Origin of the sequence: Mesorhizobium sp. M0016, assembly GCF_040324035.1 — a bacterium.
Lineage (GTDB): Bacteria > Pseudomonadota > Alphaproteobacteria > Rhizobiales > Rhizobiaceae > Mesorhizobium.
On record NZ_JAMYVM010000030.1, the window covers coordinates 1 to 15,368 of the forward strand.

Here is a 15,368-nt window from a genome sequence, read left to right on the forward strand (position 1 = left end):
GCGGGAATCAGGTGACGTGAACAATCACCAGCCTGCCATGACCGCCCCCTCTCAGCGAATTTGCAGAACTCTCAGCACACTACCTGGAGCAGCGCTATGCCGAGCAAATTGGGTCAACTTGCCAGACGGCAACGCATCTCCTTGCACTAATTGTCGGATCCTCTTTTCGATCAAACGGGCACACTGCAGCTGGCCGAACAGCCGGCGCCGCCGCGGGACCGTCTCGATTTCGAGCTTCGCCTGCTCGAAATCGGGTGGAGGTGTGGAACGCCGGGCATGAGGCGAAAATCGCCTCTGGCCATACCTTCCGCAGCGGCCTCTACCGCATCATCGCCTTGCTGAAGGTTTGAAGACCCGTTCCCCATCGAGCGCGCCGTGGCGCGAGACCAGAAAGCGATAGACTGCCCGGGCACTGTTGCTCAACGTCGTATGACGCCCGCAGTGCTCCGAACGGCCGGCCATCCGTGTCGAGTTGCCAGACAGGCACCTGACCGTTCTGCCGCTTCGCGTTGACCGTCACCCGCGACATGGCAAGCAGCTTGGCAAAAGCTTCCGCACTCAGCATGTCCTCGCCAGCGACAATTTCGGCGATCCTTCGCAATTTCTTCGTCACGCCAGCCTTGGTATTCCACATGTGGTGCTACAGTCTAACCGGCACTCGGGCAAATCCTAGCATTGAGTTTGATCAGAACGAAGGGCGCCTTGGTCAAAGGCGCCCTCCGCTTCGGCGACACGCTTCGACCCCGGGAGGTCACGGGATCAAGCATTTCGCACGAGCCGCAAAAAGCCACTTCTTTCGGTATCTCCCGCTCAGCCAACGCTGGCTGAGCGGAGTGTCTAGTGCAAGCAATCACATGCCGCAGCCGCTGAGGTGCAACTTTTCATTCAGTTAGAACGTGCGCTGGAAGCGGAGTACGCCGCCGATCTCGTCGCTGTCACCGTGATCGTTGTCGAGCTTGTCGACATACGAGATTTCAGGCGTGATCACGAGGCCCGGAGCGAGCGTGTAGTTGACGTTCGCGACGGCAGCGAAGTTTTCGTCCTCGTCGTAGGAAAGCTGGACGTTGATCTTGGTCTGCTCGGAAACGGTGAAGGTACCACCGCCCCAGACAGCCCAAACGCCGCCCCAGTTGCCGTAGAAGTTCGGACGATCCGCACCCGCGAAGCCGAAGAAGTCCTCGTCAGCGCCTGACTTGTAGCCGGCCATGATGAAGAGAGCGAGCTGTTCGGTCGCGTTCACGTCCAGGCGAACCTTACCGGCCCACTCTTCCCAGTTGGCGTCATAACCAGCGACAGCCGAGATGCCGCCCCAGCCCTGCGTCCAGGCAACGCCGCCGACAACATGCGGGACATAGCTGTCCAGCGTATGGAGGTTGGAGGTTATGTCGGTAGTACCGTTACCGTCAAAGTCGTCCCTCAGCGATCCGCCGACACCTTCTTCAAGAGCGATCGCGGCCGAAAAGCCGTTGCCGCCACTGAACGTATAGGCGATCTGGTGCGTGCCGAACCGGCCGTAGCCGATCAGGTCGTCGTGGATCACGCCGCCGGCATAGCCGGTAAAGGTCGAGAACAGCGAGTCGGTCTTGCCGACGCGCAAGCCGCCGAGCTCGATATAGGCATGCTCGATGCCGATTACATCGGATGCAATGGTAATGCCGCCGCCAGATTCCTTGGTCGTGTACTGGAAGTTGATGGCGGCATAGGCGCGCAGCGTGCCGAGCTCGGTTTCAGAACGGCTGTCGACGCGCAGCTGAAAGCGGGCGCGATTGTAATAGGTATCGTTGCGCGCGTACTCCTCGGAAAGGCCTTTCTTCTTGAGAGCGGCCAAGAAGTTTTTCTTGTCGAGAACGTCGTGGTGGCCGAGGACGCCGACGCCGGCGTCGTCGCGGATGTAGCCGCCGACGCGCAGGCAGGTTTCGGTGCCGGGGATGTAGAAGAAGCCCGCGCCGTACACGTCGCAGACGGGCACATAATATTCCATGGGCTCCGGTTCAGCGATCACGACCGCATCGGCCGCGCGTGCGCCGGAAACTGCCACGAGGACCGCAGCTGAGCCGAGAAGAAGGCTGTTAATGTTCATTCTTGATCTCCATTCAAAAGATTAAAAAAGGGAGGATGTCCAAGGAGGAACCCTTCCTGTCTCCACGATCGAAAAAGATGCGCTCGCGCTCTCTTTCGCAGTACGACTGCTATCCATTATACTGCCTAATTCAAGAACAAAGTCGACCTATCTAGGCCATCTGCCGACGATAAGTTGCAGTTATGTCACAACACCGCAATATTACTCCACAAAAGGCGCAAAGTGCACGAAGTATACAGAGTATACAAAGTATACAAAGTGTACAAAGTATACAGCGTGTACAATGACCACGTCATTAATAGCAATGAGACCGGACTAAAAACTCAACATGACCTTATCGCTGGCCCATGTGGGGAGTGCCGGCACGCCGGTCTGCCAGATCGGCGCTACAAAGAAAAGGCTCGTGCGGCCGATGCGACTTCCGTAGTCAAATCTTTTCTGAGCAATTCGATGGGAACGCGACTATTGAGAAGAGGCGACGGGCGGATCAACCACAGCCACGCTAGTCTGGGATTGGAAATTGAGGCAAGCACCTGCCGGATTCCCGGCGCAGGCCTGCCATCGATGAACTGAGCCAGGGGGAACACGTGCTTCCGGGCGCCTTTTCGCAACGCAATCACGTCGTTGTGCCGCTGCCATCGATGCAATGTGGACCGCGGTATTCCAAAGTGTTTTTCCAGATGTGTTGATCCTGCAATCTGACCCGCCCAGTCTTCAATGCGCATGCCATCTGCTTGGTGATTTTGCGCCACGGAGCCAGCCGCGACGGCTGGGACCGTGGACGAAGCCGCCTTCGGGGCATTAACATCTAGGCCTCGCGACGCTTCGGCCGCGAACCTGCCGACAAATTCAAAAGCCAAGGCGGTTAATTCGTCAGCAGTAGGAAGTAAACGAGTAACACTAGTTCCTTCAGCTTCAATGCACGACGAGATTGAACTCCGTTCTCTTACCGCTTCGTTGTAGTGAGCCAGAACGCGCTGGAGATCCTTAATAACCAAGCTCTCGGCCTGAATTTTGTGTCCAAGATCACTTGATCCGTTCATGTTTGGCTTCCCTACCGCGTTCGCATCTTCGCGTTGCTGAAGAGCGTTGAAATCTTTGAGTTCCAGGGTACTATTGATCCTGGGGTACTATTGATCCTGGGGTACTATTGATCCTGGGGCGGAAATACACTGCGTGCTTCGCAGACTCAGCGACCAGGGATCTTTCACCACCATAATTTACTCCTGAACTTTCCACATTCTGCTAGACGATCGACCCGCCACAACAGTCTGTCCAGCACGCCAGCGAAGAGGAGATGGCCGATCTCTCGGCATTGATCCGGCATGCATTTGCATCGAGTTGGATTGGCGAATTGCAGGAATGATCAGAAGCAGCCGATTACCCGGGATCTGGAAGGCCGCTCCCGCAGAAGGACGGTAGCCAAAAATCGTCGCGCAGTAGCGAGGCGATGGCCGAGGTTTCCGCCAGCCATCCCGCATGCCACGAGGGGCAAGAGGTGTGCCATTCTATCGAGACCGGCACCGATTGCGACGCCCGAGCTGCGCGCGGGGTGAAACGCACACTTGGGTGTTTCGCCACGGCGGACGGTTTGGTAACGTGACTGGTTTCATAAGCTCGCCAGTTATTTGTCCCATCAACAACCCTTTTGGCGGAGCTAGCTGACATTAGCCTGAAAGCCGTCAGCGAATTTCACGACGTAGTGGTCGAGGCCGAGATCGTCTTTGGCGCGCTCGAAGCATTCCTCGACCGCCCAGGGCAGGCCGGCGGCACCGGTCAGTTCGGCCAACGCCGTGCCCTCAGGTGCAAAGATAGTAGGCAGCTTCTCCAGCTCCTTGCGGCTAAGGCGGATCAAGAGCTAGCGCTCGAACCCCTAGTCCGTGGTCCAAGGCAGGCGGATGGCGGCCCAGGCGTAGAGCCGCAGGCCCTTGGCTGAGAAGTTGCACTTGATCGGACAGTTGGCGTCTGAGAATGGTTCGTTTTGCCTGTCCGATGGGAGCAGGCAACGATCATTTTATCCAACGAAAGAACTCAAGGGGTAATCGCGTCCACATGGCGGATTTTTCCATGGGTTCGGTTGCGTTTTGACCGGCACTGTAGCCGGTCGGCTAAATCTCCACCGTCCGCTGGACCGGTGTCCTTCGGTTCTCGAACCATTTCTCCAATTCGTGACCCTGATGCCGCTAGTCTCTTCGGCTTCGGGCACATAGTGGCGTTCGGCTCCCGGCTTCCCATTCTCCTCCTGACGAGCGCAGCCCGGCCCTGCCAGACTCGCTAGAAAATCATCAGGACAGCCGGGCTATCGTTTACGCGCATCCTGGCCGTTGTGGCAGCGCTGTTCGTAAGGGCGCTGCTCGCGCAGGAGCTGGAGTGCGATCGTCAAGTTTTCGCGCTATCGCCAACCTGGCCTAAGAGGCGCTGGCCGTCTGGCATGCTCCGCGACGAACGACCCGCGGCGGCCGACCGCGCTATTCCGATCTCGCCATCGAGACCATCCTGATGCTGAGCTGCGTCTTCGGGCACCGTCTCAATGGCTGGAAGACAAGCACGGCGCCAGAACGCGCCGGACTTGGCACAAGCTCCATTTAGCGCTCGACGCTGACAGCGGCGAGATCATCGCCCAATGCCTGACCGATCAGGATACAACGATCCCTCGCAGGTGGGGCCGTTGCTTGATCGGACCGACGCAGAGATCAACCAGTTCACGGCGGACGGAGCCTATGACATCGACTCAACCTTCAACTGCGTCCTGAAACACCGCGCCGTCGCGATCGAGCACGGCATGAACGGTGCTCCTGGCCCGGATGCGGACGTCGCCGGCCAGCCTGCGCACCAGCAGCTCGCGTATCTTCCTGGCACAGTGCGGCTTCTCCCGCTTGCTCTCCACGATCAGCCGCTCGATCTGGTCGGGAAGCTGGTTGGCGTAGCGCACCGGCCGCCGCGAGCGGTCGGTGAGCGCATCCAGCCCGTCCTCCTTGTAGCGGTTGAAGATCTTGTAGCCGGTTTTGCGCGAGATGCCGAACTCGCGGCACACGCCGCTCATGCCTTCCCCGTCGAGAAGACGAGCCACAAAACGAAGACGTTCCTCCATCACCGACACTCTTTCCATCAACACCTCCGGCCAAAAGCCAAAAGTGTTACACATGTGTCCGGTACAAATCGTCACCTATGTCTCGGGCCGCTCAGTCCTCGTCATCGCGAAAATCGATGGCGCTGTCTCCGGCGCGGTCGATCGACAATGTCCAAGGATCTTATGATCAGCCTTCAGCGTGATACCGATAAAGGCAATTGGGATCGTCCCGCTGCTCGCAGACGTTTGAAGTCAGCCTGAAAATAGTTTGGGACTTGCGCACGTCGGGTATGAAGAGCGGAGTCTCCGTAGCGACGATTTGATCCGTTACGACCTGTGGTATGAGGCGGCGAGTGCCTGATTGAGGTGCGTGGGTGTTGCCGGCAGTTGCGGCAATCTCTGGCTCTCCTTCAGGGTCCAGGATGACAATTGCTCCGTGAGGCATCTGCAGAAAAGAAGGCAGGACGTTCACGAGATTGGCGAGCGTAATCTCCAGCTCGTGGGGGGGTCAGTACCTTCGATATCTCGTAGAGTCCCTCAGCGCGATATCTGATTGGGGCATGCTTTTGATGGGCGGTTCAGGGCGGTCTCCCGAGGTCCTACGCTCGTCCACCCGATCTTGCGGTTCGTGGTCATGGACACCTCAGGGTGGTTGTCGTCCAGAGTGCTCCTCCTTTTGTATCTGAATTCTGAAAACACAGTATCACGAGGGTTCTCTTGGTTGTTGCGAGGCGATTCCAGCAAAGATAGACTTGGCGTCGGTCGCGACCTCAGCTGTACCAAGACACGGTGCGTACATCGGTCATCCGAATTTGAAGAGCACTCCGAAGCCGCCGCGTGGATAGTTCCACTCGATCTCGCCACTGATCTCGCACAAAATCCGGCAGGTGCCGCACTCCATGCAGCCGTCGGGGGTGATCTCCACTTGACCTTTGTCGTTCAACTCGTAGCATTTGGCCGGGCAAACGTGGATCAGCGCGAGCAAGTTCGCGCTTGGCCTCTCGTGCGGTCGTACTTTGATATGCGGACGGCCGGAATCCACCAAGTAGCGGTTCTGGTAAAGCTTGTCCTCGACACGTGACTTCGTTACTGCGATCGTCATTTCGTCTCCCCTCAGCGCCACGCCAATGCAAGGCGGACCGCGTCGCTGACCAGCCCCCAGCGCGAGCGCGCCATGATGAAGGCGGCCGTGGTCGCCTTTTCCTTCTCGATCTTCGCCATGCCGTCGACACGCATGAAGTTCTGCGCGGCTTGGGAAATCAACCGCGGATAGGTCGTGAAGTAATTGCAGGAATTGGTGTGGAGCAAGGCCGGCATGTCCTTGTATTTCCTTAGGTCCTTGACCACGAAGGACTTATCTAGCATGGCTTTGTAACGGGCGAGATTCCGTTTGGTCATAGGACCGTTGCGGCTCTTGACCTCGACGATTGCCTCAGCCGCGATGCGGCCGGAGGTCATGGCGAGGTTCGAACCCTCGCGGTGAATGGCGTTGTTCAGTTGCGCAGCATCGCCGACCACGACCCAACCGTCGCCAAAGAGCTGCGGAATAGCCTTGTAGCCGCCTTCGGGAATGAGGTGCGCTGAATATTCTTTCACTTCCGAGCCGGCGATCAGCGGCCGGATCGAAGGATGGCTTTTTAAGGCGTCAAGCAGCACGTAAGGGCTCTCGGCCATCGCGGCGAAATCGGAGACGAGGCAGCCAATGCCCAGTGAGATCGACTCCTTGTTGGTGTAGAGGAAGCCGAGCCCGGCCATGCTGCGGGAGATCGTGCCCACTGCCTCGATCACGCAGCCTTCATCGCCCTTGACGCCGAACCGCTGCTCAATGACCTCTTCGGGCAAGAAATGCATTTCCTTGACGGCGAGCGCCACGGTTTGCGGCTCCGGCATCTCGCGCAGGCCGGCTCGCGTGCCAAGCAGTCCGCAGACACCTTCTGCGAGAACGACCACGTCCGCGTAGATGGCTCCGCCGGCCCGGTCTGTGCGGACGCCGACCACCCTGTCGCTGGCGTCACGGATGAGTTCCGTCACTGTCGTCTCGCACAGAACCGTCGCGCCAGCTTCCCGCACCTTACGCGAAAACCATTTATCGAACTGGGCACGTATGATCGTGTATCGGTTGGGCTTCGCCTCATTGAAGTCGTCCGACCGATAGTGAATCCCCGTATGGGATGTGTCGTCCATCACCCAAAGCCGCTGTTCAACCAAATGCCGCTCGAGAGGCGCGTCGTCCCGGAAATCCGGGATGATCTTCTCCAGCATGTTCGCGTACATGATGGCACCCTGGACGTTCTTTGAGCCCGGATATTCACCCCGCTCCAACTGCAGCACCTTAAGGCCGTTGCTGGCCATAGTGTAAGCAGCTGCGTTTCCGGACATGCCGGCTCCAATAACAATGACGTCGAATTTTTGCTCGATCATGTCCATCCCTTAGCTCGCAAGCTTATCGCGACTGTGGGGCGACAACCGCCGGGTGAAGGCTTCCGTCAGTGCGGGCAGAAAGCGGATTGCGTCGGTGACGATCCCGATGTGAGCGAAATCGAAAATCGGCGCGTTCGGGTCGGTGTTGATGGCCACGATGAGATCCGCCCCCTCGACGCCAACCCGATGCTGGACGGCGCCGGAAATCCCGGCCGCTATGTAAAGCTTCGGCCGGATCGTCTTGCCAGTTTGGCCGATCTGCCGATCAGCTGGCATCCAGCTCTTCTGGACCAACGGACGCGAACAGCCGTGCTCGGCGCCGATTGCTCGTGCGAGGTTCTTCACAAGCTGCAGGTTCTCCGCCGCGCCAAGACCAAGGCCTCCCGCAACCACGACGTCGGCATAGGCAAGGTTTGCCTTCACCGACTGATTGTCCGGCAGGAAGCCGAGGACTTTGGTAGCGATCTCGTCCTCGGCAAGCGAAAGCTTGTGCCGGATGACACGCCCGACCGGTTTATCCGTCCGCTGCGGCATGGGCATGACCCTCGGCCGCACCGTCGCCATCTGCGGGCGGAAATTGAGCGTATAGATCGTGCACAACAAGGAACCGCCGAAAGTCGGACGCGTGGCGGCGAGCGAACTGTCGGTATCCACATCGAGTTCGGTGCAGTCGGCCGTGAGCCCCGTCTGCAAGGTCGTCGCCACGGAGCCGGCAAGATCCCTGCCGAGTGTGGTGGCACCGAGAAGAAGGATTTCGGGTTTGTGGGTATCGACCAGATCCGTCAGCGCCTTGGTGAAAGGTTCATTCCGATAGTCGGCGAGCAGGGGCGCCTCGGCGATGTAGACAAGGTCAGCGCCATACGCGAATGCTTCGGCAACGGCGTTCCCGACGGCCTCTCCCGGCGGTCCAAGCACGACGCCTGCAAGCTGGACCTGAAGCTTGTCTGCTAAGTTGCGGCCTTCGCCGAGCAGTTCGAATGATACCGGATGGACCTCGCCACGTTCGAGCTCGATGAAAACCCAAACGTGCCGATAGTCCTTGAAATGGGCGGGCAACTCCTTCTTTATGCCGGCGCGGCCGGCGGTAGGGCGAGGGGTTTCTCCGTTCGCGGTCGACATCGTTTTGCTCCTTGCCATCACGCGCCGCCGTTAAAGGCGAGCTCATGTTCCAGCGCCGGCTGGCGGGTGAAGATTGCGGTGATGAGTTCGTCAGCGACATCGCGCAAGGCCTTCTCGGTGGTGTCGATTTGTGCCGCCCTTTCAGCTCGAGCAGGAGGGGCGAAAACACGTTTGACGACCGTCGGTGAACCGCGCAGGCCGCATTTGGTGAGATCCTCAATTCCGGCGTCGGCCGCGCTCCATTTCAAGACCTGGCTGCGCGCGGCGCACAAGGCGTCCTGGATCGAGCCCCGGCGGATCTCATTTGTGCCTTCCAGCATGGTGATGAGGCAAGGGAGCCTGCTCTTCAGCATCTGCGTGCCGCCTTCGGAGCGGCGCTCGACCTTGATCTCGCGTGCAGCAAGGTCGACAGAAGGGATCTTCGCGACATAGGTCAGTTGCAGGAGTCCGAGGCGCTTGGCAATGCCGGGCCCGACCTGGGCGGTGTCACCATCGATCGTCTGCTTGCCGGTGAAGACGAGGTCTGGCGTGCCGAACGTCTCGCCAATCTTCGCGATTGCCTGGGAAAGGGCGAACGAGGTTGCCAGCGTGTCGGAGCCGGCAAAATAGCGGTCGGTCAAGAGCACCGCTCGGTCGGCGCCGTAACCGAGCGCCTTGCGCAGCGCGTCCTCTGCCATGGGCGGACCCATAGTGAGCACAGTGACTTTGCCGCCATGTGCGTCGCGCAGTCTGAGCGCTTCTTCGAGGGCGAACAGGTCGTAAGGGTTGATGATGGTCGGAACACCCTGGCGCATGATCGTGTTCGTGACCGGATGGACCCTTATCTGTGCCGAGTCCGGCACCTGCTTGATGCAGATTACGATGTGCATTGGCGGTTTCTCTAGGCTCCTGACGGGGTGCGGCATTGCGGTTATCTCCTTGATCCGCATTATTCGTGCCAAGTCTCTTGCGCTCCCCCTTTCCTACAACTTCGGCTGGTTGCTTCTGACGGCGCTGTGGTGATGACCGGATTTGGCGGCTGCTCGACATTGTCGCGTCGCACCCTTGTCGCCGATCATTCCCGTCCGAACCGCTTCAGTACCGAGTCGAACGGAACAAAGGTGTGACCCGGCGCGGCAGGTTTGTTCGGATCGTGGTCCTTGAGCACCTTGAAGATCCGATGCGTGAGCGGCGAGGAAATCGCAAAGTCCTCGTAAGCGCGTTCGAGCGTCGCGCGCGCCCTCGCGGCAATCACCTGGTCGGGCAGACCGGAGAAATCTTCTTCGACGAGGTATTGGCCCACACGCTTCATGATATGGAGCCGCGAGACATTCAGTACCTTCGGGTCATAGGCGACGCCTAGGACTGAGAAGAATTCCTCTGCAGCCGACAAGCGCTTCAGTCGTGCGAGGATGTCGGTGACATCCATGGGGCGGCTGTCAGCGGAACAATTCATTGCATACTTCCTGGTCGCAAAACTGTGGCCTCTGTGTGCTCGCGCACGGCTGACTTGGACCCGCACAGCTCGATGAGGGATGCCTCGCTGCACATTCCATCGTAGAGCTCGACCAGTCGAGTTGCAGTGACGGTCGATTTGGTCTCGGCCGCCTCGCGTCGGACGCGGGCCACCATCGCGGCTACCAGATCCGGGTCGAGATCGCGACCGCTTTCGCTCAGCACATGGGCAATCGCAGTGGCGCCGGAATGCTTGCCGATGACGATCCGCCGGCAGCGGCCCACGAGAGTCGGATCGAGCCCCTGATAAGTACGCGAGTCCTTCAGCAGCCCTGCGACGTGAATGCCGGATTCGTGGGTGAAAACATCGGCGCCGACGACTGGCTTAGTGGCCGCGGTCGGCCGGCGGGCGGCCCAAGCCACCTGGGCGGCGAGGCCGGGCAATGCGGTCAGCTCAATGCCGGTGTCTGCGCCGTCGAAGACCGCCATTGCGGCGGCCACCTCCTCCAGCGCGGCATTGCCCGCACGCTCGCCGAGCCCCAAGACGGTGACGGAGGCATGGCGCGCGCCTGCGCGGATCCCGGCCAGCGTGTTGGCGGCAGCAAGTCCGAGATCGTTGTGCGCATGAAATTCAAGGTCGATTGGAGACTGCACCACGAGCTGGGCGACAAGTTCGAAGGTCGAAAACGGGTCGAGAACACCGACTGTGTCGGCCAGCCTCACGCGGCTTGCGCCGGCGCGTGCGGCCGTCTCGATGACGCGGGCGAGATGATCCCGATTGGCCCGTGAGGCATCCTCGCAGCCCACCGCGACGAAGAAGCCGGCGGCGGCGGCGCGCCTGACCATATGATCAATGACCTGGAGCGCTCCCGCCTTGTCAAGGCCGAGCTTGGCGGCAAGTTGGATGTCCGACGCAGGCAGCGACAAATTGACGGCGTGAACGCCGCTCTCGATTGCTGCATCGAGATCCAACGACGTCATCCGGCACCAGGCCATCAGCCGAACCGGAAGACGCCGCGCTACCACGGCGCGAATTGTTTCGATCTCGTCGACGCCCATGACCGGCGTGCCGATCTCGATCTCTGTCACGCCGGCCGCCGCAAGAGACTCAGCGATCTCCAGCTTTTCCGTCGTGGTAAAGGCGACGCCCGGCGCCTGCTCGCCATCGCGCAAGGTCGTATCGTTGAGAGAGACATGACGGGTCATGACCGGTAGCCTGTTCTTCTGCCGCTCACGAATAGACCGGATTACCCGGCCCAGAACCGGAAAAGCTGCGCAGCTTCCCCACGATTCCCGGCATGACCTCGAGCACTCGATCGATATCCTCTTCGCTGTTGTCCCGCGCCAAGGAGAAGCGGACTGCCGCGTGTGGCGTTTTCATCGCGCTTAGGACATGGCTTGGTTCCAGAGAGCCGGATGTGCAGGCCGAGCCAGAGGAACACGCGATGCCAATGCGGCTGAGGAGAAGTGGAATTCCATCACTTTCGACATGTTCGAAGGAGATGTTTGCGGTGTTGGGCAACCGTTGCAAGGGATCACCAGTGACACAGGTGCTTGGGATGCGCTGGAGGATCCCGCCCTCCAGGCGATCGCGGAGCGACTTTACCCGTGTGGTCTCGTCGTCCATGAATTTCAAGGCGAGTTCGGCCGCCGTGCCGAGCCCGGCTATGCCGGGCGTATTCTCGGTGCCAGCACGCCGGTTGTGCTCTTGGTGACCCCCCTTGATCAGCGAATGGAAATCGACGCCACGTTTTACGAAAAGCGCACCGATCCCTTTCGGCCCGTGCAGCTTGTGGCCGGAGAGCGACAGCATGTCGATTGCGGTCGACTTCAGGTCCATCGGAAGCTTGCCGACCGCCTGCACAGCATCGGTATGGAATAGGGCGCCCACTTCCTTGGCCATCTCGGAAAGCCTTGCCACGGGGAAGATCACACCAGTCTCGTTGTTCGCCCACATTATTGACACGATTGCAACCTGTGGTGTGAGGGCGGCCATATAGGTGTCGAGATCGAGCCGGCCACGGCAATCCACCGGGATCCTGTGCACCTTGAGGCGGCGGGTCTTCTCAAGATGCGCGCAGAGCGTCAGCACGGCGGGATGCTCGACCGCGGACGTCACGATCTCGGTTCGGTTGGGCGCCGCCTCGAGCGCTGAAAGAAGCGCTGCATTGTCGCTTTCTGTCCCACCCGAGGTGAAAGTGATCTCATCCTCGAACTCCGCGCCGATCAGAGCTTGCAACTGCCTCCGCGCCTTTCTCACCGCCGCACTGACTGAGGCGCCAAGAGCGTGTGCCGACGAAGGGTTGCCGAATTGATCCCTAAAGAACGGCAACATCGCTTGCACCACCTCAGGATCGACCCGTGTGGTTGCGTTGTTGTCGAGGTAGACAGGCTTCATGGGTGCGATCCTCAGTTAACAGAATAACGCGAGCGCTAGACCGACTCGTTGAGCCTCTGGCGCATGCCGTTGATGATCATTTGAACTGGCAGCGCGCGCAGGCGCCCGGAGTGTTTGACGTAAACCGGATCTCCGTCGATATGGACATGTTCGCAGTGGCCGTAGGTCAGCCCGCAGGTAAGGACGCCCGAACGCGATAACGCTACCGATGAGCCGAATTTGGCGCAGCGGCGCGATTTGTCCGCAAGCAGCTCGGGTGCCACCAGGAACCGAGCTGCTTCGGGAGGCGACGTTCTTTGAATCCTACTGGGAGCGAATGGCGGTCCCGAGATCGGCTTTGACCTTGTCTTGTTTTTTAGGACGGGGACATCTGTTGTGCCGGCCATATAAGTCTCCTCTGCCGCAAAATCACTCTGTCGGCCGCACAGGCGCTTCGGGCGTTTAACTGAAGGACTTGCCGCAGCCGCACTTTTCGCGCGCATTGGGGTTATCGAAGACAAAACCGGAAGATTGGAGCCCGGTGAGGAAGTCGACGGTCATGCCGGCTACATGGGGTTGGGAGCCCGCGTCCACGAACAGCTTGACCCCATCTGTGTCAGTGATCGCGTCGCCCTCGCGCGACACGCTCTCCAGGCCCATTAAGTATTTGAAGCCGGCGCAGCCGCCGGCCTCGACCATAATGCGAAAGCCGTCCGCCGGCTCGCTGGCGCGGGAAAGAGCAGTCTTGAAGGCGGCAACAGCGTTGTCGGTGAGCGTAATCATGGCTCCATTCTCCTCAGTCCGGGACCTGCTTGCCCATCACGTCGCATGCACCGTGCCAAAGCCAAAAAACGTTTCAACACAGCGCGGCATCTCTCACACTGGTGCTTCTTGTGAGTGCATTGCTGAGAAGGTGTCGGCCAATCGACACGAGCTGTCGGGTTTGTCGGGTCAGCCACGAGGGATGTTGGGCCTGAGTTCTTGGTTGAACTCACATCACCAAATACAGAACTTCTTCTGAGCTTGCTCGGCGCAATTGGCACGGTTTTTGAAGCTCCGTTTGGCGAGACGGCAAGAGCATGCCGATCCACAATCATGCGATAGATGCCATCGCGATGGATGGGGCGAAGCAGGGGACCAACATGTCAGGACCGTGGTCAGATACGCGTTGTTTGGCAAAGCAGCGCCGCCCATGGCATCCGAATGCCCGCTTGGCCGATTGCGACAACATCCACACTCGCTCACCACCGCCCAGTAGCCGCCGACCGGCTCGATGGCATGCCATCGGCATGTGGCTGCTCGCTGGTTTTCGGACGGGTGCGACGCCGTGCGCACGCTGTCCAGCGACACCTTGTTCATGGGCCAGCAACAGATCAGGATCGAGCATTTCGGCGCGCCTTATCGGCTGAAGATTCCCGGGCAGGGCAGATGATCCTCACACGTCGTAGAAATAGGGGTAAGCATGGACCAACGCGAGAAACCGTCGCCCGACGAAATCCGGCGGGCGTGCAAAGACAATCCGAAGATCCGGGAGCATGATCTCGCCGCTCGATTGGGCATTTCGGAAGCCGAGTTGGTCGCGGCGCATTGTGGTCACGGCGCGGTGCGCATCGAGCCGCGCGTCGATGATCTGCTGACCGGCCTCGAAGCGGTCGGCGAGGTGATGGCGGTCACCAGCAACGAAAGTGCCGTGCACCAAAAGATTGGCGTCTACGGCAAAGTGGTCACCGGCAACATGCATGCCATACTGCTCGGCGACGAGATCGACCTGCGCATCTTCCCGAAAGCGTGGGCGTATGGCTTCGCCGTCGAGAAGCGCGAGGGAGCCGAGATCCGCCGCAGCCTTCAATTCTTTGATGCCACCGGCGAGGCGATGCACAAAGCTCATCTCACGCCCGCCTCGAACCTGCAGGCCTATCAGGATCTGACGGCAGAGCTTGTATCCTCCGACCAGGAGCCGATCATATCGCTCGAGGCGAGCGGGGCGCCCGATAACGCAGTGAGTCCAGACCACGCCAACACGGTCGACGACCTACGCGAGCACTGGGGCCGGCTAAGCGACGTGCATCAGTTCTACCATATGTTGAAGACACTGAAGCTCAGCCGCTGCCAGGCGATGCGTATGGCCGACGAGGATGACGCCTGGGCACTCGACAATGATGCCGTTGGCGCCCTGTTCCAACAGGCGGCCGAAGACGAGATGCCGATCATGTGCTTTGTCGGCAATCGTGGTTGCATTCAGATCCATTCCGGCCCGATCAGGTCGGTCAAGCAGATCGGGCCGCGGATCAATGTGCTCGAAGAGACCTTCCATCTGCATCTTAGGACCCATCTCATCCGCGAGGTCTGGGCCGTGCGCAAGCCGACGAGGGATGGTCACGTCACGTCCATTGAAGCTTATGGCGCGGACGGCAAGATGATCATCCAGTTCTTCGGCACGCGCAAGGAAGGCGAACGCGAGGGCAGCGACTGGCGGTTTCTGGCCGAGAGTCTGCCACGCGTTCCCGGTCCGACCTCCAGGGGTGTGTTGACTGCCGACAGGTCCTCGGATTGAACCGACCGCGATAGGACTCAGCACCACGTTCCGACGGCGGCTCGCGAGCAAATTTAGGTCCATGAGCGGAAAGGACTGCCGTCGTAGCGCATGCGCATGGTCAGGTGATGCACGCCGGAATGGACCGCATCTATACAGTCAAGCTGGTGGCCGACCGGACCGGTGCGCACGAGTGCATCGCCGTCTGACCGAAAAGCCTTGCAGCGCCTCCGATAAAACGCATACGCCATCAGCGCCGAACCGAAGCGCGGCTTGACCTTTTTGATACTCGCGCAAGCGCCGTCGGGTCTTCTCGGACCGCACCCGATCCTTG

14 protein-coding genes and 3 pseudogenes are annotated in these 15,368 nt (G+C 59.8%); 3 read left to right on the forward strand and 14 right to left on the reverse strand.

The annotated features are described in order from the left end of the window. Positions 1-281: 281 nt before the first annotated feature. The 4 genes and pseudogenes from NKJ88_RS28985 to NKJ88_RS29000 form a co-directional block, all read right to left on the reverse strand. Positions 282-598, reverse strand: a pseudogene (locus NKJ88_RS28985) (XRE family transcriptional regulator); the annotation flags it as partial. 291 nt (positions 599-889) lie between these two features. Beyond that, on the reverse strand, positions 890-2,080 hold the full coding sequence (locus NKJ88_RS28990) for a porin (RefSeq protein WP_352446480.1): 1,191 nt from the start codon (positions 2,078-2,080) through the stop codon (positions 890-892). Positions 2,081-2,466: 386 nt separating this feature from the next. Further along, complete coding sequence (locus NKJ88_RS28995) at positions 2,467-3,123, reverse strand: antitoxin Xre/MbcA/ParS-like domain-containing protein (RefSeq protein WP_352446482.1); 657 nt, start codon at positions 3,121-3,123, stop codon at positions 2,467-2,469. A gap of 614 nt (positions 3,124-3,737) precedes the next feature. Further along, entirely contained in the window at positions 3,738-3,935 is a 198-nt protein-coding gene (locus tag NKJ88_RS29000) for a hypothetical protein (protein WP_352446484.1), read from the reverse strand. A gap of 557 nt (positions 3,936-4,492) precedes the next feature. Between NKJ88_RS29000 and NKJ88_RS29005 the strand changes: the two are divergent. Then, a pseudogene (locus NKJ88_RS29005) lies at positions 4,493-4,859 on the forward strand (transposase); the annotation flags it as partial. On the opposite strand, the pseudogene NKJ88_RS29010 reads toward NKJ88_RS29005, so the two are convergent. The 10 genes and pseudogenes from NKJ88_RS29010 to NKJ88_RS29055 form a co-directional block, all read right to left on the reverse strand. Then, positions 4,836-5,189, reverse strand: a pseudogene (locus NKJ88_RS29010) (helix-turn-helix domain-containing protein); the annotation flags it as partial. The pseudogenes NKJ88_RS29005 and NKJ88_RS29010 overlap by 24 nt on opposite strands. A gap of 763 nt (positions 5,190-5,952) precedes the next feature. After that, positions 5,953-6,252: a ferredoxin family protein gene (locus NKJ88_RS29015; protein ID WP_352446485.1), complete on the reverse strand. Its 300-nt coding sequence runs from the start codon at positions 6,250-6,252 to the stop codon at positions 5,953-5,955. An 11-nt stretch (positions 6,253-6,263) separates the two neighbouring features. Continuing rightward, the gene (locus tag NKJ88_RS29020) at positions 6,264-7,571 is read right to left on the reverse strand and encodes an FAD-dependent oxidoreductase (protein WP_352446532.1); all 1,308 of its coding nucleotides are present in this window, start codon (positions 7,569-7,571) and stop codon (positions 6,264-6,266) included. A 9-nt stretch (positions 7,572-7,580) separates the two neighbouring features. Continuing rightward, positions 7,581-8,690, reverse strand: a complete 1,110-nt coding sequence (locus tag NKJ88_RS29025) for an electron transfer flavoprotein subunit alpha/FixB family protein (RefSeq protein ID WP_352446486.1) — start codon at positions 8,688-8,690, stop codon at positions 7,581-7,583. 17 nt (positions 8,691-8,707) lie between these two features. Further along, positions 8,708-9,559, reverse strand: a complete 852-nt coding sequence (locus NKJ88_RS29030; protein ID WP_352446487.1) for an electron transfer flavoprotein subunit beta/FixA family protein — start codon at positions 9,557-9,559, stop codon at positions 8,708-8,710. A gap of 185 nt (positions 9,560-9,744) precedes the next feature. Beyond that, a complete protein-coding gene (nifW, locus tag NKJ88_RS29035; protein WP_352446488.1) occupies positions 9,745-10,125 on the reverse strand; it encodes a nitrogenase stabilizing/protective protein NifW in 381 nt (126 codons plus the stop codon). Continuing rightward, entirely contained in the window at positions 10,122-11,330 is a 1,209-nt protein-coding gene (nifV, locus tag NKJ88_RS29040) for a homocitrate synthase (protein WP_352446489.1), read from the reverse strand. Before nifV ends, nifW begins: the two co-directional genes overlap by 4 nt. Before the next feature lie 25 nt (positions 11,331-11,355). Beyond that, positions 11,356-12,522, reverse strand: a complete 1,167-nt coding sequence (nifS, locus tag NKJ88_RS29045; protein ID WP_352446490.1) for a cysteine desulfurase NifS — start codon at positions 12,520-12,522, stop codon at positions 11,356-11,358. Positions 12,523-12,557: 35 nt separating this feature from the next. Then, positions 12,558-12,908 (reverse strand): hypothetical protein, encoded by a 351-nt coding sequence (locus NKJ88_RS29050; protein WP_155921674.1) that lies wholly within the window; start codon positions 12,906-12,908, stop codon positions 12,558-12,560. Between the two features lie 55 nt (positions 12,909-12,963). After that, positions 12,964-13,284 carry a HesB/IscA family protein gene (locus NKJ88_RS29055; protein ID WP_023698282.1) on the reverse strand — a complete coding sequence of 107 codons (321 nt, stop codon included), beginning with the start codon at positions 13,282-13,284 and terminating at the stop codon, positions 12,964-12,966. A 544-nt stretch (positions 13,285-13,828) separates the two neighbouring features. On the opposite strand from NKJ88_RS29055, the gene hemP reads away from it, so the two are divergent. Beyond that, the gene (gene hemP, locus NKJ88_RS29060; protein WP_023685012.1) at positions 13,829-13,933 is read left to right on the forward strand and encodes a hemin uptake protein HemP; all 105 of its coding nucleotides are present in this window, start codon (positions 13,829-13,831) and stop codon (positions 13,931-13,933) included. Positions 13,934-13,963: 30 nt separating this feature from the next. Next, the gene (locus NKJ88_RS29065) at positions 13,964-15,055 is read left to right on the forward strand and encodes a hemin-degrading factor (protein ID WP_023816880.1); all 1,092 of its coding nucleotides are present in this window, start codon (positions 13,964-13,966) and stop codon (positions 15,053-15,055) included. The last annotated feature ends 313 nt before the right edge of the window (positions 15,056-15,368 follow it).